Below are 25,484 nucleotides of genomic sequence, written 5' to 3'. Positions count from 1 at the left end.
CATCCGCGTGCGGCCATCCCTTAGAATGGCGGTCTTACGAGGATGACCATGACCGCACTGCAGAACGATACCTTCCTGCGCGCGCTGCGCCGCCAGCCGACCGAATACACGCCGCTGTGGCTGATGCGCCAGGCAGGCCGCTACCTGCCCGAGTACAACGCCACGCGCGCGCGCGCCGGCAGCTTCCTCGGGCTGGCCAAGAACCCGGCCTACGCCACCGAAGTGACACTGCAGCCGCTGGACCGCTATCCGCTCGACGCGGCCATCCTCTTTTCGGACATCCTGACGGTGCCGGATGCGATGGGCCTGGGCCTGTCGTTCGCGCAGGGCGAGGGCCCGCGCTTCGCGCATCCGCTGCGTACCGAGGCCGACGTGCAGAAGCTGGCCGTGCCCGACATGGCATCGCTGCAGTATGTGTTCGACGCCGTGCGCGAGATCCGCCGTGCGCTGGTGCAGGACGGGCGCCAGCGCGTGCCGTTGATCGGCTTCTCGGGCAGCCCGTGGACGCTGGCCTGCTACATGGTCGAAGGCGGCGGCTCGGATGACTTCCGCACGGTCAAGGCGATGATGTACGGCCGCCCCGACCTGATGCACCGCATTCTCGACATCAATGCACAGGCAGTCACGGCGTACCTGAACGCGCAGATCGAGGCGGGCGCGCAGGCGGTGATGATTTTCGACACCTGGGGCGGGGCACTCGCCGACGGCATGTACCAGGCGTTCTCGCTGGCCTACATGCGCCGCGTGCTGGCCGGACTGAAGCGCGAGCACGCCGGACAGCAAGTGCCGGCGATCGTCTTCACCAAGGGCGGCGGCCTGTGGCTGGAAGCGCTGGCCGACACCGGCGCCGATGCCATCGGGCTGGACTGGACCGTCAACCTGGCCGAAGCGCGCCGGCGCACCGGCGGCCGCGTGGCGCTGCAGGGCAATATCGACCCGACCGTGCTGTTTGCGCCCGAGGCCGCAATCCGCGAGCAGGTCCGTGGCGTGCTGGACAGCTATGCCGCCGGTGGCGGCAGCGACGGCCATGTCTTTAACCTCGGCCACGGGATTTCGCAATTCACGCCGCCGGAGAGCGTGTCCGTGCTGGTCGACGAAGTGCACCGGCACAGCCGCCAGCTGCGCGCAACCGGGAAGTGACCGCCGCGGTATGCCAGCTGGCAGGGCGGTTTGGCGCCGCCCCGCGCTGCAGCGTCCCGGACGCGCCCGTACCCAGTGCTGCGCGAGCCGCGCGGCCGTACCGTGTCAAGTTAACTTTTTCGCCACGAGCCACCAAAAAGGTGCACTGGGTTGACTGGCGGCACTTGACTTATGCACACCGATAGGTTTGCCGCAGTGCAGGACAGGGTTATTCCCTAACCTATCTGGGGGATGTTTGCAAGCCCTTGATTTTTAAGGCTTTGGAAGATTTGCAAAGAAGGGGTCGATGCCAGTGGATCCCTTGTTTTTCGGGGCTTCCGGGCCAGGCAGAGCGACTTTTCAACAAAGTTATCCACAGGGGCGGTGGAATTAGTGGAAAACCAGTCATCTATCATCGACTTAGGGCCACATTTGAAGTTTTACTTTAAGTTGATGCTGCGCCGCACACCAATCCGCTGCCATGGCCCGGCAGATCGCCGGTGGACCGACGCCTGCCCCACGGCGATGCATCTTCAACTCGTGCATGCGGCCCGATAGCGGCAGTCTCCTTCCCGAGTCCGCGGCGCCAGCCGCAGGCGCGACGTCGCCGGTGCCGCCGGTGATCCGCGTTGCCCTCGACACGCCTGCCGACGACTGCTTCGATTACCTCGCCATTGCGGATGTCGCGCCCGGGGAGCTGGTGGTGGTGCCGTTCGGCCGTCGCAGCATGGTCGGTGTCGCGGTTGAATTCGCGCAAGCTTCGGACGTGCCTGTGGACAAGTTGCGCCCGGTGGCGCAACGGCTGGACTGGCTGCCGCCGCTGCAGCAAGACTGGATCGAGCTGGCAGCGTTTGCTGCGCGCTACTACCAGCGGCGACTCGGCGAAGTGATGCTGCCGGCCTTGCCGCCCGCCCTGCGCGAGGCCGAAAGCTGGTCCAGCCTGGCGCAGCGTGCCCGCACCGATGAGTACCGCGTGCTGCCGGGCCAGGCGGAGGCATTGCTCGCGGCCGTACCGCCGCGCGCCCGCAGCGTGCGCGCGCTGGCGCAGGCGCTGGCCGAGCGCGCCGCCACGGGAGAGCCGCTGTCGCTGGCGCAAGCGCGCGCCCTCTGTGCCGCGGCACCGTCGCGGCTGGCCGAATGGCTGGCCGCGGGCTGGGTCGAGGTCAGCCGCACCGCGCGCACCCTGTTGCCGACCGACCCCTCCCAGCCGCCATCGGCCGCGCCGCCGCTGCATGACGAGCAGCGCGCCGCGGTGCAGGCCATCGCCGACGCCGAGGGCTTCGCCCCGTTCCTGCTGCACGGCGTCACCGGCAGCGGCAAGACCGAGGTCTACCTGCATGCGATGCAGGCCGTGCTGGCGCGCGACCCGCGGGCCCAGGTGCTGATGCTGGTGCCGGAAATCAACCTGACCCCGCAGCTGCAAAGCCGCATTGCCGCACGCTTCCCGCAGTTGCCGCTGGCGGTGCTGCACAGCGGCCTGGCCGACCAGGAGCGCAGCCTGCAGTGGCTGGCGGCGCACCGCGGCGAGGCCCGCATCGTGCTGGGCACGCGCATGGCGGTGATGGCGTCGCTGCCGGCGCTGGCGCTGATCGTGGTCGACGAGGAGCACGACACCTCGTACAAGCAGCAGGAAGGGCTGCGCTACTCCGCGCGCGACCTTGCCGTCTGGCGCGCCAAGCAGCGCGGCATCGCGGTGGTGCTGGGGTCCGCGACGCCGTCGATGGAAACCTGGTGGCGGGCCGGGCAGGGCACCTACCGCAAGCTGGTGCTGCGCGAGCGCGCCCAGGTCGATGCGGCGCTGCCGGCGGTGCGGCTGGTCGACCTGAACCACGAGCGCCAGCGCCAGCGTGCCCTGTTCGAGGGCCTGTCGGTGCCGCTGCTGGAGGCCATCGACGCGCGCCTGGCGCGCGGGGAGCAGAGCCTGCTGTTCCTGAACCGGCGCGGCTATGCGCCGGTGATCGCCTGCGACAGCTGCGGCTGGCTGTCGGGCTGCCCGCGCTGCTCGGCGTACCTGGTGCTGCACCGGCCCGAGCGGCGCCTGCGCTGCCACCACTGCGGCCTCGAGGCGCCGGTGCCGCACCATTGCCCGGACTGCGGCAATGTCGATATCGCGCCGCTCGGGCGCGGCACGCAGCGTATCGAAGAAGCGCTGGCGGCGCGCTTCCCGCAGGCGCGCATTGCCCGCATCGACGCCGATTCCACGCGCCGCAAGGGCAGCGCCCAGGCCATGTTTGACGAGGTCCATGCAGGCGAGGTCGACATCCTGGTGGGCACGCAGATGGTGGCCAAGGGCCATGACTTCCAGCGCGTGACGCTGGTCGGCATCGTCCATCCGGACGCGGCCATGTTCAGCCACGACTTCCGCGCCGCCGAACACCTGTTTGCGTCGCTGATGCAGGTGGCGGGAAGGGCGGGGCGGGCCGGGTTGCCGGGCGAGGTGCTGATCCAGACCCGCTATCCCGATACCCCGGCATTGCAGGCCCTGACGCGCCATGACTATGATGGATTCGCGGCCAGCCAGTTGCGCGAGCGGCGCCAGGCCGGGTTGCCCCCGTTCTGTTTCCAGGTGCTGGTCACGGCGGAGCACGGGCAGCTGGAGCGGGCGCTGCAGTTCCTGGAGGCCGCGCGCCGGCATGCCGAACGCTGCACGCTGGCGCCGGAGGTGCAACTGCATGACCCGGTGCCGATGTCGATGGTGCGGGTGTTCAACCGCGAGCGCGCGCAGATGCTGGTCGAAGCCAGCGCGCGTCCGGTACTGCAACGGTTTGTGGCCGAGTGGGTACAGACTTTCGCAGAGGTTGGCACGGAGGTGAAGGGGGTGCGCTGGCAGCTGGAAATCGACCCGCTGCGGATCTAGCAGCCGGCGATGTGGAGCAAAAGTGCAACCTCTGGGTTAGGGTTTTCGATAGGGTTGCACCAGGTTGCACCTTGGTGATTTTAGGGAGTAAGATCGCGCCAGCTCACAGGCTGCGGCCGGTCGCGCGCCCCTGCCTGTCGGCTCGGACGAGGTAGCACCGGCGGCGGCTCCAGTCTTTCGGAGAATTGCCCGCAATGGCCACCACCACCCTTGGCGTCAAGCTCGACGATGCCTCGCGCGACCGCCTCAAGCGCGTTGCCCAATCCATCGACCGCACCCCGCACTGGCTGATCAAGCAGGCCATCTTCTGCTACCTCGAGCAGATCGAGCGCGGCCACATGCCGTACGAAGCCGGCGCGGCCGGGGCCGACGGCGAAGGCAGCGACGGCGCGGATGCGCTCCATGCCGACGGTGCGCCGCAGCCGTTCCTGGAATTTGCGCAGAGCATCCAGCCGCAGTCGGTGCTGCGCGCCGCCATCACTTCGGCCTATCGCCGCCCGGAAACCGATTGCGTGCCGGTGCTGTTGGAGCAGGCGCGCCTGCCGCAGCAGCAGGCCGAGGCCGCGATCAAGATGGCCAAGGCCCTGGCCACGCGCTTGCGCGAGCAAAAGGTGGGTACCGGGCGCGAAGGCCTGGTGCAGGGGCTGATCCAGGAATTCTCGCTGTCGTCGCAGGAAGGCGTGGCGCTGATGTGCCTGGCCGAGGCGCTGCTGCGCATTCCCGACAAGGCCACCCGCGACGCGCTGATCCGCGACAAGATCAGCGGCGCCAACTGGCAGTCGCACCTGGGCCAGAGCCCGTCGCTGTTCGTCAACGCCGCCACCTGGGGCCTGCTGCTGACCGGCAAGCTGGTCGCCACCCATACCGAATCGGGCCTGACCAAGGCGCTCACGCGCATCATCGGCAAGGGCGGCGAGCCGCTGATCCGCAAGGGCGTGGACATGGCGATGCGGCTGATGGGCGAGCAGTTCGTCACCGGCGAGACCATTTCCGAGGCGCTGGCCAACGCGCGCCGCTACGAGGCCGAGGGCTTCCGCTACTCCTACGACATGCTGGGCGAGGCGGCCATGACCGAGGCCGATGCGGCACGCTACCTGGCCTCGTACGAGCAGGCCATCCACGCCATCGGCCAGGCCTCGCGCGGCCGCGGCATCTATGAAGGCCCGGGCATCTCGATCAAGCTGTCGGCGCTGCACCCGCGCTACAGCCGCGCGCAGCACGAGCGCGTGGTGGGCGAACTGTACGAGCGCCTGAAGTCGCTGACGCTGCTGGCGCGCCAGTACGACATCGGCATCAATATCGACGCCGAAGAAGCCGACCGCCTCGAGATCTCGCTGGACCTGCTCGAGCGCCTGTGCTTCGAGCCCGAGCTGGCCGGCTGGAACGGCATCGGCTTCGTGGTGCAGGGTTACCAGAAGCGCTGCCCGTTCGTGATCGACTACCTGATCGACCTGGCCCGCCGCAGCCGCCACCGCCTGATGATCCGCCTGGTCAAGGGCGCCTACTGGGACAGCGAGATCAAGCGCGCCCAGGTGGAAGGGCTGGAAGGTTATCCGGTTTATACGCGCAAGGTCTACACCGATGTGTCTTACATCGCCTGCGCGCGCAAGCTGCTGTCGGTGCCGGACGCGATCTACCCGCAGTTCGCCACGCACAACGCGCACACGCTGTCGGCCATCTACCAGATCGCCGGGCACAGCTACTACCCGGGCCAGTATGAATTCCAGTGCCTGCACGGCATGGGCGAGCCGCTCTACGACCAGGTGGTGGGCCCCACCGCCGACGGCAAGTACAACCGGCCGTGCCGCATCTACGCGCCGGTCGGCACGCATGAAACGCTGCTGGCCTACCTGGTGCGCCGGCTGCTGGAGAACGGCGCCAACACCTCGTTCGTCAACCGCATTGCCGACGACACCATCTCGCTGGATGAACTGGTCGCCGATCCGGTGGCCGTGGTCGAGGCCATGCACCGCGACGAAGGCGTGCTCGGCCTGCCGCACCCGCGCATCCCGTCGCCGCGCACGCTGTATGGCAAGAGCCGGCCCAACTCGGCCGGCATCGACCTGGCCAACGAGCATCGGCTGGCGTCGCTGTCGTCGGCGCTGCTGGCCGGCACCGGCGAGCGCCTGATCGCCGAGCCGATGCTGGGCGCCGAGGTGGCGCGCGCCGCCGATGCCATCACCACGCCGGTACTGAATCCGGCCGATCACCGCGACGTGGTCGGCCATGTCACCGAAGCCGGCAAGGCCGAGGTCGACGTCGCGCTGCAGGCCGCGGTCAATGCCGCGCCGATCTGGCAGGCGACACCGCCGGACGTGCGCGCCGCCGCGCTGGAACGCGCCGCCGACCTGATGGAAGCCCAGATGCAGTCGCTGATGGGCATCATCATGCGCGAGGCCGGCAAGACCTTCTCCAATGCCATCGCCGAAGTGCGCGAGGCGGTGGACTTCCTGCGCTACTACGCCGCCGAGGTGCGCCGCGGCTTCGACAACGAGACCCATCGCCCGCTGGGCCCGGTGGTCTGCATCAGCCCGTGGAATTTCCCGCTGGCGATCTTTACCGGCCAGGTCGCCGCCGCGCTGGCGGCGGGCAACCCCGTGCTGGCCAAGCCCGCCGAGCAGACCCCGCTGATTGCTGCCGCCGCGGTCAAGCTGCTGCGCGAGGCCGGCGTGCCGGCCGGCGCGGTGCAGCTGCTGCCGGGCCGCGGCGAGACCGTCGGCGCCGCGCTGGTGGGCGACGCCCGCGTCAAGGGCGTGATGTTCACCGGCTCGACCGAGGTCGCGCGCATCCTGCAGCGCAATGTCGCCGGGCGCCTCGACGCCGCCGGCCGCCCGATTCCGCTGATCGCCGAAACCGGCGGCCAGAACGCGATGATCGTCGACTCGTCGGCGCTGGCCGAGCAGGTGGTCGGCGACGTGCTCAACTCCGCCTTCGACTCGGCCGGCCAGCGCTGCTCGGCGCTGCGCGTGCTGTGCCTGCAGGAGGACGTGGCCGAGCGCGTGCTGGAAATGCTCAAGGGCGCGATGCAGGAACTGAACATGGGCAACCCGGACCGCCTGTCGACCGACGTCGGCCCGGTGATCGACGAAGAGGCGCGCGCCGGCATCGTGCGCCATATCGATGCGATGCGCGCCAAGGGCCGCCGCGTCCACCAGGCCGACCCCAATGCGGCGCAGGGCGCCAGCTGCCGCCATGGCACCTTCGTGCCGCCGACGCTGATCGAGCTGGACAGCATCGAGGAACTCAAGCGCGAGGTCTTCGGCCCGGTGCTGCACGTGGTGCGCTTCCCGCGCGCGGGGCTGGATACCATGGTCAGCCAGATCAACGGCACCAACTATGGCCTGACGCTGGGCATCCATACCCGCATCGACGAGACCATCTCGTTTATCGTCAGCAGGGCCCGGGTGGGCAACCTGTATGTGAACCGCAATATCGTCGGCGCGGTGGTGGGGGTGCAGCCGTTCGGCGGCGAGGCGCTGTCGGGCACCGGCCCCAAGGCGGGCGGCCCGCTCTACCTGCACCGGCTGCTGTCGGTCTGCCCGCAGGACGCGGTGGCGCGCAGCGTGCGCGCGGCCGACGTCAATGCCGCAGCCGGCGGCGCCCAGACCGTGGGACCGGACGACGAAGCCGTGCGCGCCACCGAGGCCTTCCGCGAGTGGGCGCGCCGCGAGCTGCCCGAGGTCGCGGCCGCGTGCGAGCGCTTCGCCGAGGCCTCGGCCGCGGGCCTGGCGGTGACGCTGGCCGGGCCCACCGGCGAGCGCAACACCTACACCCTGCTGGCGCGCGAGCGGGTGCTGTGCCTGGCCGCGCAGGAGGCCGACCTGGCGCTGCAGCTGGGTGCCGTGCTGACCGTCGGCGCCGAGGCGGTATGGCTGGAAAACCCTGTCGGCCGGGGGCTGTTTGCGCGCCTGCCTAAGGGCGTACAATCGCGCGTCCGCATGGTGGCCGACTGGACCGCGGCGGACACGGCAATTGATGCGGTGCTGCACCACGGCGATTCGGACCAGCTGCGCACGGTGTGCGAGCAGATCGCGGCGCGTCCCGGCCCGATCATCGGCGTGCAGGGCCTGGCGCAGGGTGAACGGAACATTGCGCTCGACCGCCTGCTGATCGAGCGCTCGCTCTCGGTCAACACCGCGGCCGCGGGCGGCAATGCCAGTTTGATGACGATCGGCTGAGGCAATCCTCGGACGGCGTCATGTCGAAGCGCGCGGCGAGGGTGGCGATCCCGCCCAGCTGCGCAGGGAAAGCACGGCGCGGCACTGCCAGGCCGCGCCGCAATACAACTGCCGATAGCGGCACCACATGGATACCGCATCGGCACCACATCGGCACCATTTGGGACCCAAGGAGATCTGATGAGCTCGACCTTCCACAAGACGGCAATGACCGTTGCCCTGACCCTGGCCGGCCTGACCGCCGCCTCCGCCGCGTTCGCGCAGGCGCAGGAAATCAAGCTGGGCTATGCCGGCCCGATGACCGGCGGCCAGGCCCAGTACGGCAAGGACATGCAGAACGGCATCGTCCTCGCGATCGAGGACATGAACGCCACCAAGCCCAAGATCGGCGGCAAGGAAGTCAAGTTCGTGCTGGTTTCCGAAGACGACCAGGCCGATCCCAAGACCGGCTCGGTGGTCGCGCAGAAGCTGGTCGATAACGGCATCCAGGGCATGCTGGGCCACTTCAACTCGGGCACCACCATCCCGGCGTCGATGGTCTACAACCGCGCCGGCATTCCGCAGATCGCCATGGCGACCGCGCCGGAATACACCAGGCAAGGGTTCAAGACCACCTTTCGCATGATGACCTCCGACACCCAGCAGGGTTCGGTGATCGGTGCCTTCGTGGTGAAGAAGCTGGGCGCGAAGAACATCGCCATCGTCGATGACCGCACCGCCTACGGCCAGGGCCTGGCCGACGAGTTCGAAAAGGCCGCCAAGGCCGCCGGCGGCAAGATCGTGCGCCGCGAGTTCACCAACGACAAGGCGGTGGACTTCAAGGCCGTGCTGACCAACATCAAGCGTAGCAACCCGGACATCATCTTCTACGGCGGCGCCGAGACCCAGTCCGCGCCGATGGCCAAGCAGGTCAAGGAACTGGGCATCAAGGCCCCGCTGGTGTCGGGCGAAATGTCCAAGACCGACAACTTCCTGAAGCTCGCCGGCCCGGCCGCCGAGGGCACCGTGGTGTCGCTGGCCGGCCTGCCGCTGGACCAGATGCCCGGCGGCGCCGCGTACGAGAAAAAGTACGAGAAGCGCTTCGGCTCGAAGGTCCAGACCTATTCGCCGTACGCCTATGACGGCGCCACCGCGATGATGACGGCGATGGTCAAGGCCGGCTCGACCGACCCGGCACGCTACCTGCCGGTGCTGGCCGCGACCAACATGCAGGGCGTGACCACCAAGACGCTGGCGTACGACGCGCGCGGCGACCTGAAGGACGGCGGCATCACGGTCTACAAGGTCGTGGGCGGCAAGTGGACGGTGCTGGAGACGGTGGGCGGCAAGTAAGCCGCCGGCCGCGCCTGGCGCATGGGAAGAACGCTGCCTGCGGGCGGCGTTTTTTCTTTGCGGGCGCCGGCGCCGGGCCTGACCAGATAACCGATCCCCGCCATTGGCGCATAATCCCGCACTCGCACTTTTTCAATCCATAGGAGCAGTACGTGTCCGAGCAGGAAGCCAGCTACGACCACGCCATCGGGCTTGCCAACCAGGGGCGCTTCGCCGAAGCGCTGCAGATTGCCGACCAGCTGTCGCTGGCGCGCCCCGAGGTGGTGGATTTCGTCACGCTGCGGGCGCGGCTGCACTTTGACAACGGCGACGCCGGTGCCGCGCTGGCGGTGCTGGACGAGGCGCTGGCGCGGCTCGACACGCTGCCGCTGCAGCCGCCGCACCGCTGGGTCTCGCGCGGCGTGATCGCGCACCGCTACGGCGCCATGCTGATGAGCCTGGGCCGCGATGCCGAGGCCCGCCCGTGGCTGCACGAGGCGGCGCAGCGCAGCGGCCTGCTGACGGGCGAATGGGCCGCGCATTTCCACGCCGGCCTGGCGGCGCTGCGTCTGGGCGACATCGCCGGCGCGGCGCGCTACTGGTACGACCTGATGGTGCGCAACCCCGACCTGGGCGCCGACGATATCGCGCCGCTGGTGTCGGACTACATCGCCCGCACCGACGCCGCCGGCGCGCCGGCGGAGCCGCTGATGCGGGTCTGCCTGGGCCGGGTCGCGCTGGACAACCCGCATCTGCTGGAGCTCGATGCCGCCGCCGGCGATGCCGTCGCCGCCGACCAGGCCGCGCGCGTGCTGGCCGAGCACCCCGACCACCCCGAGGCGCGCCGACTGCGCGCGCCGCTGCGCCATGGCGCCGGCGACCTGCAAGGCGCGCTCGACGACCTCGGCGTCTACCTGCGCCAGGTGCCCGACCCGCAGAGCCAGGTGCGCGAGCTGGCCTGGCGCTACCAGCTGGCGCAGCGCGGGGACGGCAATGTCGGCACCGCGCCGGCCGAGCGCGAGCCGTGGCTGCGCTTCACGCTGACCGACCAGTGCGACGACGGCGCCGGCTACTACCGCGCCGCGATGGCGCTGGGCGAATTCATCGACGACGTGCCCGCCGCCGAAGCCGTGCTGCGTCCGCAACTGGTGCAGGCCGGGCGCGCGGGCGTGGCGCGCTTCGACCAGTATTTCGCCACCGGCCAGGGCGATGCCGCCGGCCATGGCGGCAATGCCGATCCCCATGTCTATTCGCTGCTGTGCCGGCTGCTGGCGCGCAGCCTGCCGGCCGACGCCGCGCATGCCGACGAGCGCATCGCGCTGCACCGCCAGGGCATGGCCGCGAGCGAGTTCATCGAGCACTGGATCGACCTGCTCGACTGCCACGCCGACGCGGGCCGGCACCAGAAGGTAGCGGAACTCGCCGGCGAGGTGCTCAACCGCTACCCGCTCGAGCGCAACCCGGCCGACGTGACCTGGGCCTTCAGCCGCATGATCGCCGCCTGGAAGGCGCTCGGCGGCGCCGAGCCGACCGAGGCCGCGCGTGCCGCGATGGCGCACATGGATGCGCGCCTGGACGCGCTGCCGGTGGAAGCCCGCAGCGAGGCCGCGCACCCGATGGCGCATGCGCGCGCCTACTATGCCGCGCTGCTGCAGAGCCGGATGGCCAGCATGGATGAGCACGACCGCACCGATGCGCTGGCCGAGATCGAAGCGCAGCAGCGCCGCGCGCTGCTGGTCGAGGATGCGTGGCTATACAACCGTTTCGGGCAGGTCTGGCGCGAGCTGGGCGAACCCGAGCGCGCGCTGCCGCTGTTCGAGCAGGCGGTGGCGCTGACCGAGGGCGATCCGCAGGACCAGGCCGGCCCGCGCGTGCAGCGCGGCCTGGTGCACAACGCCATGGGCCGCCACGATGCCGCGCTGGCGGACCTGGTCGCGGCCTTCGCCGTGCGTGACGACTGGGACGCCGAGGTGTACCTGCGCGCGGTCCAGTCCGCGATTGGCCAGGGCCAGCGCGAAGCCGCGCTGGGCTATTTCGACCAGGCGCGCGCCCGCGGGGCCGCGCAGGGCGCCACACGCACGCTGTATGGGCAGGTCGAGACGGCATTGAAGGCCACCCGCCCGGTATGGAAGGTGTGGGGCGTCTGAAACGTCTCTCGCAGCCTGCGAATCGGCTGAAGATGTAAGGTATGTAAAAAACGCCATCCGCAGATGGCGTTTTTTACGTGAAGATGACCGAAATAAGGCGCGCGTTTGGTGCGGTGTCGGACAATCACTGACATGGATTGTGAAGTGCTTACATTACCATGTCGCCATGAATGGACTGAGCCAACTTTTTCCTAGCCTCCCGCTCGCGCCCGGCGGCCTCTTTTGGGTCGGCCTGGCCCTGGTCGGCGCCGGCCTCGCGGGCGAGCTGAGCCGGCGCTGGCTGCGCTGCCCGCGTATCGTCGGCTACGCCGCGGCGGGGCTGTGCGCCGGCATGCTGGGCCGCGGCATCGTCGACGAGAACATGATCAACCAGACCCGTATCCTGATCGATATGGCGCTGGCGCTGGCCCTGTTCGAGCTCGGGCATCGACTCTCGCTGACCTGGCTGCGCGCCAACCGCTGGCTGCTGCTGACCAGCGCCTTCGAGAGCCTGCTGACCTGGGGGCTGGTGGCGGCGGTGCTGCAGTGGATCGGCGCCTCGCCCGGCGTGGCCATCCTGGCCGGGGGCATCGCGGTCAGCACCTCGCCCACCATCGTGCTGCAGCTCAAGAACGAGCTGCGCGCCGACGGGCAGGTCACCGAGCGGCTGCTCGCCATGGCCGCGCTCAACAGCATCTATGCCGCCGCCATCGTGCAGGTCGCCACCGGCTGGCTGCATTCGGAATACGGCAACCTCGGCGCCGCGCTGCTGCATCCGCTGTACCTGCTGGTGGGCTCGTGCCTGCTGGCGTGGATGGTGGGCAAGCTGGGCCATGCCATCTACGGCCGCATGTCGGCCGACGACCACTACAGCTTCCTGGTGCTGGTGGGCCTGGTGCTGTTCACGCTGGCGCTGACCCGGGTACTAAAATTGTCGATGCCGCTGACGCTGATGCTGGCCGGCGTGGTGTTCAAGCACCAGGACGACCAGCCGCACGTATGGCCGCCGCATTTCGGCAGCGCCGGCAGCCTGCTGATCATCGTCATGGTGGTGTCGCTGGGCCTGCCGCTGACAGCGCAGGACTGGGCCGTGGGCGGCGTCTACGCCATCGCGCTGGTGGTGCTGCGCCACGTGGCCAAGCTGGCCGGGGTGGTCTCGCTGGGGTCGTTCTCGGGCCTGAGCCTGCGCCAGTGCATGGCGCTGGGGCTGGCGCTGGCGCCGATGTCGGGCCTGGCCTACCTGCTGATGCATGACGTCGCGCGCCTGTATCCGGGCACCGGGCAGCCGCTGGCAGCCATCATCCTGTGCGCGCTGGCCATCGAACAACTTTTCGGTCCGGTGATCGCGGCCTGGGCGCTGCGCTACGCAGGCGAAGTCCGCGTCGATATCCGGGCCAATGGAGGAGGGCGCTGATGTCGCTCGAACCGTTCAAGCAATCCGAGGCGCTGACCTTCGGCGTCGAGCTGGAGCTGCAGCTGGTCAACCGGCATGACTATGACCTGGCGCCGTTCGCGCCCGACCTGCTGCGCGCGCTCAAGGGCGCCGAGCATGCCGGCGACATCAAGCCCGAAATCAGCCCGTCGATGATCGAGATCAGCACCGGCATCTGCCACAGCTACCAGCAGGCGCTGCAGGAGCTGACCGTGATGCGCGACCTGATGGTGGCGGCGTCGCACTCGCTGAACCTGGGCATTGCCGGCGGCGGCACGCACCCGTTCCAGCAATGGTCGGACCGCACCATCTCCGATTCGCCGCGCTACCAGTACATCTCCGAGCTGTACGGCTACCTGGCCAAGCAGTTCACGGTGTTCGGCCAGCATGTGCATATCGGCTGCCCGAGTGCCGACGAATCGCTGTTCCTGCTGCACGCCATCGGCCGCTATGTGCCGCACTTCGTCGCGCTGGCGGCGTCGTCGCCCTATGTGCAGGGCGTCGATACCGGCTTTGCCTCGGCGCGGCTGAATTCGGTCGCGGCGTTTCCGATGAGCGGGCGCGCGCCGTTCCTGCTGACCTGGGACGCCTTCACCGCGTACTTCGAGAAGATGCGCAACACCGGCGTGATCGAAAGCATGAAGGACTTCTACTGGGATATCCGTCCCAAGCCGGAGTTCGGCACGATCGAGGTCCGCGTGATGGACACGCCGCTGACGGTGCAGCGCGCTTGCGATATCGCCGCGTATATCCAGATGCTGGCGCGCTACCTGCTGCTGTCGCGCCCGTTCATGCCGCAGGAAGACGACTACCTGGTGTACACCTTCAACCGCTTCCAGGCCTGCCGCTTCGGGCTGGAGGGCGAGTACGTGCACCCCAACGAACTGACCCGCATGCCGATCGCGGACCATATCCTGTCGATCTGCGACGCGCTGGTGCCGCATGCCGAGGCGCTCGGCTCGCTCGAGGCGCTGGCCAATATCCGCGCGCTGGCCGCGCGCCGCGACGGCGACGCGCACTGGCTGCGCCAGGTCGATGCGGACGCGCGCAGCCAGCGCGAAACCGTGCGCAAGGCCTGCGAGCGCTGGGCCACGTAAAGCCACTTAAAGCCACTTAGGGCCACGTAAGGCCGCATAAAGCCGCTTCGCCTCGCCGTCAGCGCTGCTGGCGCGGCAGCAGGAAGTCCAGCGCGTCGCGCCACCAGCGCGCGTCGACATGCGCGGTCCAGTCGTTGTGGCCGGCGCCGTCGATCACCGCCAGCCGGCGCGGTTCGCCCAGCGACGCATGCAGCGCCTCGCCGAAGCGTGCCGGCACGATGGTGTCGCGTTCGGCCACCGCCACCATCACCGGGCGGCCGAAGCCCGCGAGGTTGGCCGCGCTGTCGTAGCGGTCGCGCAGCACCCAGCCGGCCGGCAGCCAGGGATAGTGGTGCGAGGCCAGGTGCGCCAGCTTGTCCCACGGCGTGATCAGCAGCACGCCGGCAACGCTGTCGCGCTGGCGTGCCGCCGCGGCCGCCGCCACCCCCGCCCCCAGCGATTCACCGATCAGCAGCAGCGGGCCGTCGAACTGGCGCCGCGCCAGCACGATCGACTGTTCCGCGTCGGCGACGAAGCTGCGCTCGCCCAGCGTGCCCGGGCGCGGCCCGTAGCCCGGGTACTCGGCCAGGATCACGCGCACGCCCAGCGGCGCCAGCGCACTGGCGTAGTAGTCGCGATGCCCGGCATGTCCGGCGTTGCCGTGGAACACCATGACGGTGGCGCGCACCGGCCCGCGCGGCTCGGCCACCAGTCCGCGGAAGTCGTCCGGGCCCGGCCACGCGCGCAGCCCGGGCGAGACCATGTCGTCGACCGCAGCGCGTTCGGGGAAATAAAGGAAGTGGTCCTGCAGCATGGCGATCATGGCAATCCCCAGCAGGGCCGCGGCCAGCCAGCCCGATACGTATGCCCGCGCGCTTCGTCGCGGCGCCGCCTGTGTCGGGGCAACGGGCAGCACGCCGGTAGGCATGGCCTTGGGTCCGCGGCGGTCAGGCGCCTTCGTACACCGGCTCGCAGCGCACCTCGGTCCTGACCGAGTTGGCGATAAAGCAGGCCTCGTGTGCGGCGTGGTGCAGGGCGTCGAGCTGTTCGCGCGTCGGTTCTTGCCCGCCGCCGAACGTGACCTGCGGGCGCAGCGTCACCACCGTCATCGCCATGCGCCCGTCGGCGTTCTTTTCCATCACACCGGTGGCCGCGTCGAGATAGCGGTCGACGACAAAACGCTGCTTGGCCGCCAGCGACAGGAACCACAGCATGTGGCAGCTCGACAGCGACGCGATAAACATCTCTTCCGGGTCGACCGCGCTGGCATCGGACATCGGCAGCGGCACTACATGGGGCGAAGACGAGCCCGACACTTCGGCGCCGCCGTCGAAGCGCAGCAGATGCCGGCGGCTGTAGCGGTTGCCGGCGAAATCCTGTCCGTCGCGTTGCCACAGGACTTCAGCGGTGTAGGTCGACATGCGGGGACTCCTGGGGTTGGGTAGGGTTTCAGGCGCCGTGCGGCACGCTTTCGCCGTCGCGCAGGCCCAGGCGCTGGTTGGCCGGCACGGCGACATCGATCAGCCTGGGGCGCGGCAGGTTCAGGTTGCGCATCATCTCGATGAACTGCTCGCGCGTGCGGCCGGCGACGCGGCTGTTATGCGCGCGCTCATGGCCGATGGTGGACACGGTGCGGCCCTTGTAGTCATGGGCCGGATAGACCAGCGTGTCGTCGGGCAGCGCGAACAGCTTGCGCGTCACGCTGTCGTACAGCGTGCCGGCATCGCCGGACTGGAAATCGGTGCGGCCGCAGCCGTCGATCAGCAGCGCATCGCCGGTGAAGACGCGACGCACTATGCCGTCGGCGGTGGCTTCTTCCCACAGGTAGCTCATGCTGCCGGCGGTGTGCCCGGGCGTATGGATGGCACGCAGCACCTGCTTGCCGAAGGCGACGGTATCGCCATCAATCAGTTGTTTCTGTGCCGGCTTGATGTCGCAGCCGGACGGTGCCGCGGTATGCGCGCCGGTCTGCAGCGCCAGGTGGCCGGCCGAGGTGATGTGGTCGGCGTGGGCATGGGTCTCGATCACCCACGCCAGGCGGGCGCCGGTCGCTTGCAGCAGTTGCAGGTCGCGCTCGAGCTGGTGGTCGACCGGATCGATCAGCAGCGCGTCCCCGGTGGCAGCGTCGATCAGCAGGTAGGTGAAGGTGGACGAGGTCTCGTCGAACAGCTGGTGGAAGGTCTGCATGGCCGTCCTCTTGTTGTTGGCCGGGGAACGCCGCCATGATACTCCGCACCGGCGGACGCGCCGCCGCTAGCACTCCACGATATTCACCGCCAGGCCGCCGCGGGCGGTTTCCTTGTACTTGGTCTTCATGTCGGCACCGGTCTCGCGCATGGTCTTGATCACCGAATCGAGCGACACGTAGTGCGTGCCGTCGCCGCGCAGCGCCATGCGCGCCGCGTTGACCGCCTTGACCGACGCCATCGCGTTGCGCTCGATGCACGGGATCTGCACCAGCCCGCCGACCGGGTCGCAGGTCAGGCCGAGGTTGTGCTCCATGCCGATCTCGGCGGCGTTCTCCACCTGTGCCGGGGTGCCGCCGGTGACCGCGGCGAGTGCGCCGGCCGCCATCGAGCAGGCCACGCCGACTTCGCCCTGGCAGCCCACCTCGGCGCCGGAAATCGACGCGTTGAGCTTGTACAGCAGCCCGATCGCGCCGGCGGTCAGCAGGAAGTCGACCACGCCTTCGCGATTGGCGCCAGGCACGAAGCGGTCGTAGTAGTGCAGCACCGCCGGGATGATGCCGGCCGCGCCGTTGGTCGGCGCCGTGACCACGCGCCCGCCGGCGGCGTTCTCTTCATTGACGGCGATGGCGTACAGGTTGACCCAGTCCATCACCGAGAGCGGATCGGACAGCGTGCGCTCGGCGCGCTCGGTCAGGCTGCGGTACAGCTCGGGCGCGCGCCGCTTCACCTTGAATGGCCCCGGCAGTTCGCCGTCGGTGCGGCAGCCGCGCGCGACGCAGGCCTGCATCACGTCCCAGATATGCAGCAGGCCGTCGACGACTTCCTGCTCGCTGCGCCACGTCAGTTCGTTCTCCAGCATCAGCCGCGCAATACTCTTGCCGCTGTCCTGTGCCATCTGCAGCATGTCTTTGCCGCTGCGAAACGGGTGCGGCAGCTGCTGCGCGGCGTTGAGCACCTGGGTGTTGGGCGCACCCGCAGTGACCACGAAGCCACCGCCCACCGACAGGTAGCGCGCTTCGCGCAGGCTCGCGCCGCTGCTGTCGAAGGCGTGGAACTTCATGCCGTTGGGATGCTCGGCCATGGCCTCGCGCCGGTAGAAGGCGATGTGCTCCTTCTCGACGAAGGGCACCATGTGTTGGCCCAGCAGCGACAGCTCGCGGGTCTGGCGCAGGGCTGCCAGGCGCGTGTCGATGGAATCGGGATCGATGGTATCGGGCGCCTCGCCCATCAGGCCCAGGATCACGCCCTTGTCGGTGCCGTGGCCCTTGCCGGTGGCGCCGAGCGAGCCGTACAGCTCTACCCGCACGCTGGCAACTTGCGGCAGCAGGCCGTCGCGCTCCAGCCCCTGCGCGAACATCAGCGCCGCGCGCATCGGGCCCACGGTGTGCGAGCTCGACGGGCCGATGCCCACCTTGAACAGATCGAATACGCTGACTGCCACGGACGGCCTCCAGTTTGACGCCGGACCAGGCCGGCGGGCGCCGCGTTGCGCGGCGCCCTGAGTACAGCTTAGCTTGTGGCCGGGGTGCCGGCTCAGTCCACCACGTAGTCGCTGACCGGCACGCAGGCGCAGAACAGGTTGCGGTCACCGTACACGTTGTCGGCGCGGCCGACCGGCGGCCAGTACTTCTGCGTGCGCAGCGACGCCACCGGGTAGGCGGCTTCCTCGCGCGTGTACTGGTGGGTCCACTCGTTGGCGGTGACCACCGCGGCGGTGTGCGGGGCGTGCTTGAGCGGGTTGTCGTCGCGGTCGAAGGTGCCGTCGGCAACGCGGCCGATTTCCTGGCGGATCGCGATCATGGCGTCGATGAAGCGGTCCAGTTCATGCAGCGCTTCGGACTCGGTCGGCTCGATCATCAGCGTGCCCGGCACCGGGAAGCTCATGGTCGGCGCGTGGAAGCCGTAGTCCATCAGGCGCTTGGCCACGTCTTCGTTGCTGATGCCGGTTTCCTTCTGCAGCGGGCGCAGGTCCAGGATGCACTCGTGCGCGACCAGGTCGTGCTGGCCGGTGTAGAGCACCGGGTAGTACGGCGCCAGGCGCTTGGCGACATAGTTGGCGGCCAGGATCGCGTTCTCGGTCGCCGCGGTCAGCCCGGCCGAGCCCATCATCGCGATATACATCCACGAGATCGGCAGGATGCTGGCCGAGCCGAACGGCGCCGCCGACACGCCGCCGATGCCGCGCTCGTCGCGGCGATAGCCGACGCTGTCCTGGTTGGGCAGGAAGTCGGCCAGGTGCGCGCCGACCGCAACCGGGCCCACGCCCGGGCCGCCGCCGCCGTGCGGAATGCAGAAGGTCTTGTGCAGGTTCAGGTGCGACACATCGCCGCCGAACTGCCCCGGCGCGGCGGTGCCGACCATCGCGTTCATATTCGCGCCGTCGACATAGACCTGGCCACCATGCTTGTGCACGATCTCGCAGATCTGCTGCACGCCCTGCTCGAACACGCCGTGCGTGGACGGGTAGGTGATCATGATCGCCGCCAGGTTGTTGCTGTGCTGCTCGGCCTTCTTCGCCAGGTCTTCCAGGTCGACGTTGCCGTTCTCGTCGCAGGCCACCACCACCACCTTCATGCCGGCCATCTGCGCCGACGCCGGGTTGGTGCCGTGCGCCGACGACGGGATCAGGCAGATGTCGCGATGGCTTTCGCCGCGGCTGGCGTGGTAGGCGTGGATGATCAGCAGGCCGGCGTACTCGCCCTGCGAGCCGGCGTTGGGCTGCAGGCTGACCGCGGCATAGCCGGTGGCGGCGCACAGCATGGCCTCGAGCTGGTCGATCATCTCGCGGTAGCCGACGGTCTGGTCCAGCGGCGCGAACGGGTGGATCTGGCTGAATTCGGGCCAGGTCACCGGGATCATCTCGCTGGTGGCGTTCAGCTTCATCGTGCACGAGCCCAGCGGGATCATGGTGCGGTCCAGCGCCAGGTCCTTGTCGGCCAGCATGCGCAGGTAGCGCAGCATCTCGTGCTCGGCGTGGTGCGTGTTGAACACCGGGTGCGTCAGGTAGGCGCTGGTGCGTGCCAGCGCGGGCGGGAAGGCATCCTGCGCGGCGGCCTCGAGCTGGTCGAAGTCGACCTCGGCGGGCAGCGGCTTGCCCTGGGTAAAGATCTCCCACAGCGCGATCACGTCGGCGCGGGTGGCGGTCTCGTCCAGCGAGATGCCGACGCGCGTGGCGCCGGCATGGCGCAGGTTGATGCCGCGCGCGGTGGCGGCGGCGTGGATCGCGTCGGTGTGGAAGCCGGTCTCCAACGTTAGCGTGTCGAAGAAGTTGTCGTTGGTACGTGCGAAGCCGAGCGCCTGCAGGCCGGCGGCCAGCGTCGCGGTCAGGCGATGCACACGCTGCGCGATGCGCTTCAGGCCCTGCGGGCCATGGTAGACCGCGTACATCGACGCCATCACCGCCAGCAGCACCTGCGCGGTACAGATATTGGAGGTGGCCTTCTCGCGGCGGATATGCTGCTCGCGCGTCTGCAGCGCCAGGCGGTAGGCCTTGTTGCCCTGCGCGTCGATGGTCACGCCGACCAGGCGCCCCGGCATCGAGCGCTTGAACGCATCCTTCACCGCCATGTAGCCGGCGTGCGGGCCGCCAAAGCCCAGCGGCACGCCGAAGCGCTGCGAGTTGCCCACCGCCACGTCGGCGCCCCATTCGCCCGGCGCGGCGATCAGCGTCAGCGCCAGCAGGTCGGCGGCGGCGACCACCAGGCCGCCGGCGGCGTGCACGGCGTCGGCGATGGCGCGGTAGTCATTGATGTCGCCGTTGACGCCCGGGTACTGCAGCAGCACGCCGAAGGCGCCCGCTGCGGCAGCGTCGGCCGCGGGGCCGACCTTGACTTCGATGCCCAGAGGCAGCGCGCGCGTGCGCACCACTTCCAGCGTCTGCGGCAGCACGTCGTCGGCAACGAAGAAGATATTGGAGTCATGCTTGTTCACGCGCTGCAGCAGCGTCATCGCCTCGGCCGCGGCGGTGCCTTCGTCGAGCATCGACGCATTGGCGATGTCGAGTCCGGTCAGGTCGGTGACCATCTGCTGGAAATTCAGCATCGCTTCCAGCCGGCCCTGCGAGATCTCGGGCTGGTACGGCGTGTAGGCGGTGTACCAGGCCGGGTTCTCGAAGATATTGCGCAGGATGACGCCGGGCGTGATGGTGTTGAAGTAGCCCTGGCCGATAAAGCTCTTCAGCACCTTGTTCTTGCCGGCCAGCGCGCGCAGCTTTGCCAGCGCGGCCTCTTCGCTCAGCGGCTCGGTGAACTCGCCCATCGGCATGCCGTCGCGGCGGCGGATGGCGGCGGGGATGACGGCGTCGATCAGCGCGGCGCGGCTGTCATAGCCGAGCACCTTCAGCATGTGCTGCTGCTCGGGGGTATCGGGGCCGATATGGCGGGCGGCGAAGGCGTCGCGCGCCTCCAGTTCGGCCAGCGTGGGCCGGTTCACTTGGGCGGCTTTCATGGGCAGCGGGGCGTTCATGGGCAAGAACCTCGTGGGAAGCGCTGCGGCAGGTGGTCAGCCGTGCCGCGGCGCTGCAATTTCGCTTGTCATTCCCGCCTGCGCGGGAATGACGAAAATCAGGCGCCGACGCTGGCCTTGTAGGCGTCGGCCGACATCAGGCCGTTGACGTCGTCGCCATTGGCCGGCTTGAGCTTGAACAGCCACGCGTCGAAGGCGTTGGCGTTGACGCTTTCCGGCGCCGCGGTGGCGGCCTCGTTGACGGCGATCACTTCGCCGGCCACGGGTGCGTAGATGTCGGAAGCGGCCTTCACCGATTCCACCACGGCCAGCGCGTCGCCGGCACCGACCGACTTGCCCACTTCGGGCAGTTCCAGGAAGACGATGTCGCCGAGCGCATCCTGTGCGTGGTCGGTGATGCCGATGGTGAGCGTGCCGTCGGCTTCGACGCGCACCCACTCATGCGACTCGGTGTACTTGAGGTCAGCGGGGAAATTCATGAAGGTTCTCCGGATTCAGATCTGTTTCTTGTTTGGGTGATGCCTGCCCGGCAACGCTGCCGGCAGGCGAGGGCGACCGTTGGGTGAGCGGGGGCTTTCCCTTAGCTCACGAGTGCCTTGCCATGACGCACAAACGGCAGTTTAACCACAGTCGCGTTGAGTTTGCGGTCGCGGATCTCCACCTGCACGGTGTCGCCCACGTTCACGCCCACGGGCAGGCGCGCGAACGCGATCGATTGCGACAGCGTGGGGCTGAAGGTGCCGCTGGTGATTTCGCCGTCACCGGCGGGAGTAATGACTTTCTGGTGGGCACGCAGCACGCCGCCCTTGTCACGGAGGATCAGGCCGAGGAACTGCTGGCGCGATCCGGCCGCGGCCAGCGCCGCCTTGCCGGTAAAGTCGCGCTCGCTCTGCAGGTCGACCGTCCACGCCAGGCCCGCGTCCAGCGGCGAGACCTTGATATCCATGTCCTGGCCGTACAGGTTCATGCCGGCTTCCAGGCGCAGCGTGTCGCGCGCACCCAGGCCGGCCGGGCGCACGCCCGCGGCATTCAGTTTTTCCCACAGGCCGGCGACGCTGGCGGCCGGCACCACCAGCTCGAAGCCGTCTTCGCCGGTGTAGCCGGTGCGCGCCACCATCACTTCGCCGAGGGCGGGATCCTGCACCACCACGGCGTTGAACGGCTTGAGCGCATCGGAAGGCTGGGTCGACGGGAAGGTGCTCCACACCTTGGCGCGGGCGTTGGGCCCCTGCACCGCGACGATCGCCAGCGGCTCCACGCCGGCGGGCGCAACGTCCTCGCGGCGCGGCGTGATGGTCACGCCGCTGCCAGTGGCGTCGTTGCGGGCGCGGATCCAGTCGATATCGCCCACCGCGGTGCCGGCGTTGACTACCAGGCGGAAACGGTCCTCGGCAAAGAAATAGACGATCAGGTCGTCGATGACGCCGCCGTTCTCGTCGAGCATGCAGGAATAGAGCGCCTTGCCGGGCGTCTGCAGCTTGTCGACGTTGTTGGCCAGCAGGCCGCGCAGGAAGCTGCGGGTGTTGGCACCGGCGAGGTCGACCACACACATGTGCGAGACGTCGAACATGCCGGCATCGTTGCGCACCGCATGGTGCTCTTCGATCTGCGAGCCGTAGTTGACCGGCATGTCCCAGCCGCCGAAGTCGACCATGCGGGCGCCGAGGGCGCGGTGGATAGCGTTGAGGGGCGTGGCCTGGAGCGTCATGGAATCCTCGGGGGCAGTCTCGGTTGGCGAAAACAAAAAAGGGCCATCCGCCGCAACCATCGCTATGCCAATATGGCAAGCGATCCGCTGCGGCGGATGACCCCTCTGTCCTCGATACCTGAGAGATTACGAGGCGGATCCGGTGGATCCCATCCTCGCGCGCCCCTTCGGTGGGCACGCTCGCCACGAATGGCGGGTGCCGCTCTCCAGAGTGCGGCATGCATCGTGTGCATGTTGCATGCCGATCCGACCGGTCCGTGGTGCCTGAGAGTTTTCGGGTGATACCCCTTCGGCGGCGCAGGCGATGCGCGCTCTCCCGGTCGGATGCGCGCAATGTACGGGAGGGCCCGGTCTTTGTCAAACCACGGCAAAAGGGCCCGTACCCGCCGCTGCGCGCCCGGGCTTTACTTCTTCTTGTCGTCGGTGACGACGTTGCCGATCACGCCGCCCACGGCCGCGCCGCCCAGCGTACCCAGCGCGCTGCCATCGGTCAGGATGGCACCGCCGACCGCGCCGGCACCCGCGCCGATGGCAGTGTTACGTTGTTTCGGGGTCATGTCCGCGCAACCGGCAAAGGCCGCGACCGTCATGCCGATCAGGGTCACCTTGGTCAAAGTTTGCAGGGTTTTCATTGTTGGCTCCGATGTGATGATTCATGCATGCCCAGGCGATCCGGCGGACCGGGGGACACACTGTTTAGAGTGTCGCGTTATGCCATTGGCTCCGCGCTTTACGAAGTGTTACGCCAGTGACACAGCCCGGCCCGCGCGCGCGGCTTGCGCTGACTGACCCGTCGCGGCGCGCGTGTTAACATCGGCAGCTTTGCCGCACGCCCGGGTGACGGGATGCCGGCATTTCCCCGTTTTTCTGTCGATTCGCTGCCGCCCCCGAACACCTGCCCCGCATGACCCATGGCCTGAACCCCGCCCAATCCGAAGCCGTCCGCTACCTGGACGGGCCTTGCCTGGTGCTGGCCGGCGCGGGCTCCGGCAAGACCCGGGTGATCACGCAGAAGATCGCGCATCTGATCGAGGACAAGGGCTTCGAGCCGCGCCATATCGCCGCCGTAACGTTTACCAACAAGGCGGCCAAGGAAATGCAGGAGCGCATCGCCAAGCTGATGGAGGGCAAGACCACGCGCGAGGGCAAGCGCATTCCGCTCAGGCAGCTGACGGTCTGTACCTTCCACTCGCTGGGCGTGCAGATCCTGCGCATGGAAGCCGAGCACGTCGGCCTGAAGCCGCAGTTCTCGATCATGGATTCGGACGACTGCTTCGGCCTGATCCAGGAGCAGCTCGGCACCACCGACAAGAAGCTGATCCGCGGCGTGCAGAGCACGATCTCGCTGTGGAAGAACGGCATGGTCGACCCCGAGGCCGCGATCGCGCAGGCCGCCAATGCCGACGAGCACCAGGCCGCGCTGGTCTACCGCAACTACGTCGCCACGCTGAACGCGTACCAGGCGGTGGATTTCGACGACCTGATCCGACTGCCGGCGGAACTGTTCGCGCGCAATGAAGCGGTGCAGCTGAAGTGGCAGAACCGCCTGCGCTACTTCCTGGTCGACGAATACCAGGACACCAACGCCTGCCAGTACCAGCTGCTCAAGCTGCTGGCGGGCGGCTCGCACCTGCGCGCGCCGGCCTTCACCGCGGTGGGCGACGACGACCAGGCCATCTATGGCTGGCGCGGCGCCACGCTGGACAACCTGCGCGGGCTGCAGACCGACTTCCCCGACCTGAAGGTGATCAAGCTGGAGCAGAACTACCGCTCCACCGTGCGCATCCTGGAAGCGGCCAACGCCGTCATCGCCAACAACCCCAAGCTGTTCGACAAGAAGCTGTGGAGCGAGCACGGCATGGGCGACCCCATCGCCGTCCACCCGATGAACGACGAGGAGCACGAGGCCGAGTCGGTGGTGTTCCGCCTGTCCGCGCACAAGTTCGAGCGCCGCGCGCAGTTCCGCGACTATGCCATCCTGTACCGCGGCAACCACCAGGCGCGGCTGTTCGAGCAGATCCTGCGGCGCGAGCGCATCCCCTACGTGCTGTCGGGCGGCCAGAGCTTCTTCGACAAGGCCGAGATCAAGGACATCTGCGCCTACCTGCGCCTGATCGCCAACCCTGACGACGATCCCGCCTTTATCCGCGCCATCACCACGCCGCGGCGCGGCGTTGGCAACACCACGCTCGAAGTGCTGGGCACCTTCGCCGGCCAGGCCAAGGTGTCGCTGTTCGAGGCGGCGATGATGGGCGGCATCGAGGGCAAGCTGCAGCCGCGCCAGCTGGAGCCGCTGCGCGTGTTTTGCGAATCGATGGTGCGGCTGGCCGAGCGCGCGGCCAAGGACCCGGCCACCGAGGTGCTCGACGACCTGATGGCAGGCATCCACTACGAGGCCTACCTGTACGACAGCTTCGACGAACGGCAGGCGCAGTCGCGCTGGACCAATACGCTGGAATTCCTCGACTGGCTGAAGCGCAAGGGGACCAAGCCCGAGGGCGCGGACGGCGACGAAGCGACCGGCTTCGATACCGCCGACGGCTTCGGCAGCGATGGCAAGAACCTGCTCGAACTGACCCAGACCGTGGCGCTGATGAGCATGCTCGAGGGCCGCGAGGAAGACCCCGACGCGGTGCGGCTGTCCACGCTGCATGCGTCCAAGGGGCTGGAATATCCGCATGTGTTCCTGGTCGGCGTGGAGGAGGGCATCCTGCCCCATTGCCGCGAGGACGAGGACATGAGCGACGAGAAGATCGAGGAAGAGCGGCGCCTGATGTACGTGGGCATCACGCGCGCGCAGCGCAGCCTGCATGTCAGCTGGTGCAAGAAGCGCAAGCGCGCGCGAGAGACCTACTCGTGCCAGCCGTCGCGCTTTATCGGCGAGATGAAGCTGGAAGAGGCGCCCGCGCCGGTCGACGCGACTCCGGCGATGAGCCCCAAGGACCGACTGGGCGCGCTCAAGGCGCTGCTCGGGAACGGAGGCAGCGGCAAGGCGGCCGCCGGCTGAGCCGCGCGCTCGATCGA

Annotated in this window: 16 protein-coding genes and 2 riboswitches; of the genes, 8 read left to right on the top strand and 8 right to left on the bottom strand. The window is 68.6% G+C overall.

Translation table 11 applies throughout. The annotated features are described in order from the left end of the window. The first annotated feature begins 48 nt into the window (after positions 1-48). The 7 genes from hemE to A2G96_RS00555 all read left to right on the top strand — a co-directional run bounded on the left by hemE (position 49) and on the right by A2G96_RS00555 (position 14,120). The gene (hemE, locus tag A2G96_RS00585) at positions 49-1,140 is read left to right on the top strand and encodes a uroporphyrinogen decarboxylase (protein ID WP_062801985.1); all 1,092 of its coding nucleotides are present in this window, start codon (positions 49-51) and stop codon (positions 1,138-1,140) included. 523 nt (positions 1,141-1,663) lie between these two features. After that, entirely contained in the window at positions 1,664-3,976 is a 2,313-nt protein-coding gene (locus A2G96_RS00580) for a primosomal protein N' (protein WP_062795834.1), read from the top strand. Between the two features lie 194 nt (positions 3,977-4,170). Then, entirely contained in the window at positions 4,171-8,154 is a 3,984-nt protein-coding gene (gene putA / locus A2G96_RS00575) for a trifunctional transcriptional regulator/proline dehydrogenase/L-glutamate gamma-semialdehyde dehydrogenase (RefSeq protein WP_062795832.1), read from the top strand. Between the two features lie 180 nt (positions 8,155-8,334). Next, positions 8,335-9,486, top strand: a complete 1,152-nt coding sequence (locus tag A2G96_RS00570; RefSeq protein WP_062795830.1) for a branched-chain amino acid ABC transporter substrate-binding protein — start codon at positions 8,335-8,337, stop codon at positions 9,484-9,486. 152 nt (positions 9,487-9,638) lie between these two features. Then, the gene (locus A2G96_RS00565; RefSeq protein ID WP_062795828.1) at positions 9,639-11,612 is read left to right on the top strand and encodes a tetratricopeptide repeat protein; all 1,974 of its coding nucleotides are present in this window, start codon (positions 9,639-9,641) and stop codon (positions 11,610-11,612) included. A 166-nt stretch (positions 11,613-11,778) separates the two neighbouring features. Next, entirely contained in the window at positions 11,779-13,005 is a 1,227-nt protein-coding gene (locus A2G96_RS00560) for a cation:proton antiporter (protein ID WP_062795826.1), read from the top strand. Beyond that, complete coding sequence (locus A2G96_RS00555) at positions 13,005-14,120, top strand: YbdK family carboxylate-amine ligase (RefSeq protein ID WP_062795824.1); 1,116 nt, start codon at positions 13,005-13,007, stop codon at positions 14,118-14,120. The genes A2G96_RS00560 and A2G96_RS00555 overlap by 1 nt, the downstream gene beginning before the upstream one ends. Before the next feature lie 58 nt (positions 14,121-14,178). Here the strand turns inward: A2G96_RS00555 and A2G96_RS00550 are convergent, their stop codons facing one another. From A2G96_RS00550 to A2G96_RS00515, 8 genes are all read right to left on the bottom strand, one after another. Continuing rightward, complete coding sequence (locus tag A2G96_RS00550; protein WP_082818807.1) at positions 14,179-15,027, bottom strand: alpha/beta hydrolase; 849 nt, start codon at positions 15,025-15,027, stop codon at positions 14,179-14,181. Between the two features lie 19 nt (positions 15,028-15,046). After that, positions 15,047-15,520, bottom strand: coding sequence for an OsmC family protein (locus tag A2G96_RS00545; protein ID WP_062795822.1), 474 nt, complete (start codon positions 15,518-15,520; stop codon positions 15,047-15,049). Positions 15,521-15,548: 28 nt separating this feature from the next. Continuing rightward, complete coding sequence (locus A2G96_RS00540) at positions 15,549-16,286, bottom strand: MBL fold metallo-hydrolase (RefSeq protein ID WP_062795820.1); 738 nt, start codon at positions 16,284-16,286, stop codon at positions 15,549-15,551. A gap of 66 nt (positions 16,287-16,352) precedes the next feature. Next, positions 16,353-17,729, bottom strand: coding sequence for an L-serine ammonia-lyase (locus A2G96_RS00535; RefSeq protein ID WP_062795818.1), 1,377 nt, complete (start codon positions 17,727-17,729; stop codon positions 16,353-16,355). A gap of 92 nt (positions 17,730-17,821) precedes the next feature. Then, positions 17,822-20,752 carry an aminomethyl-transferring glycine dehydrogenase gene (gene gcvP, locus A2G96_RS00530; protein ID WP_062795816.1) on the bottom strand — a complete coding sequence of 977 codons (2,931 nt, stop codon included), beginning with the start codon at positions 20,750-20,752 and terminating at the stop codon, positions 17,822-17,824. A gap of 98 nt (positions 20,753-20,850) precedes the next feature. Further along, the gene (gcvH, locus tag A2G96_RS00525) at positions 20,851-21,231 is read right to left on the bottom strand and encodes a glycine cleavage system protein GcvH (protein WP_018006183.1); all 381 of its coding nucleotides are present in this window, start codon (positions 21,229-21,231) and stop codon (positions 20,851-20,853) included. A gap of 101 nt (positions 21,232-21,332) precedes the next feature. Beyond that, the gene (gene gcvT, locus A2G96_RS00520; protein WP_062795814.1) at positions 21,333-22,460 is read right to left on the bottom strand and encodes a glycine cleavage system aminomethyltransferase GcvT; all 1,128 of its coding nucleotides are present in this window, start codon (positions 22,458-22,460) and stop codon (positions 21,333-21,335) included. A gap of 95 nt (positions 22,461-22,555) precedes the next feature. Continuing rightward, positions 22,556-22,680, bottom strand: a riboswitch (glycine riboswitch). A 21-nt stretch (positions 22,681-22,701) separates the two neighbouring features. Then, a riboswitch (glycine riboswitch) is annotated at positions 22,702-22,789 on the bottom strand. Between the two features lie 75 nt (positions 22,790-22,864). Beyond that, positions 22,865-23,092 carry a glycine zipper 2TM domain-containing protein gene (locus tag A2G96_RS00515; protein ID WP_062795812.1) on the bottom strand — a complete coding sequence of 76 codons (228 nt, stop codon included), beginning with the start codon at positions 23,090-23,092 and terminating at the stop codon, positions 22,865-22,867. Between the two features lie 272 nt (positions 23,093-23,364). Between A2G96_RS00515 and A2G96_RS00510 the strand changes: the two genes are divergently transcribed. Continuing rightward, positions 23,365-25,467, top strand: a complete 2,103-nt coding sequence (locus tag A2G96_RS00510; protein ID WP_062795810.1) for a UvrD-helicase domain-containing protein — start codon at positions 23,365-23,367, stop codon at positions 25,465-25,467. The last annotated feature ends 17 nt before the right edge of the window (positions 25,468-25,484 follow it).

The organism is Cupriavidus nantongensis (assembly GCF_001598055.1).
In the GTDB taxonomy this organism is placed as follows: Bacteria; Pseudomonadota; Gammaproteobacteria; order Burkholderiales; family Burkholderiaceae; genus Cupriavidus; species Cupriavidus nantongensis.
The sequence above is the reverse complement of the archived record's forward strand: the minus strand, read 5'-3'. Positions and strand labels throughout refer to the sequence as shown.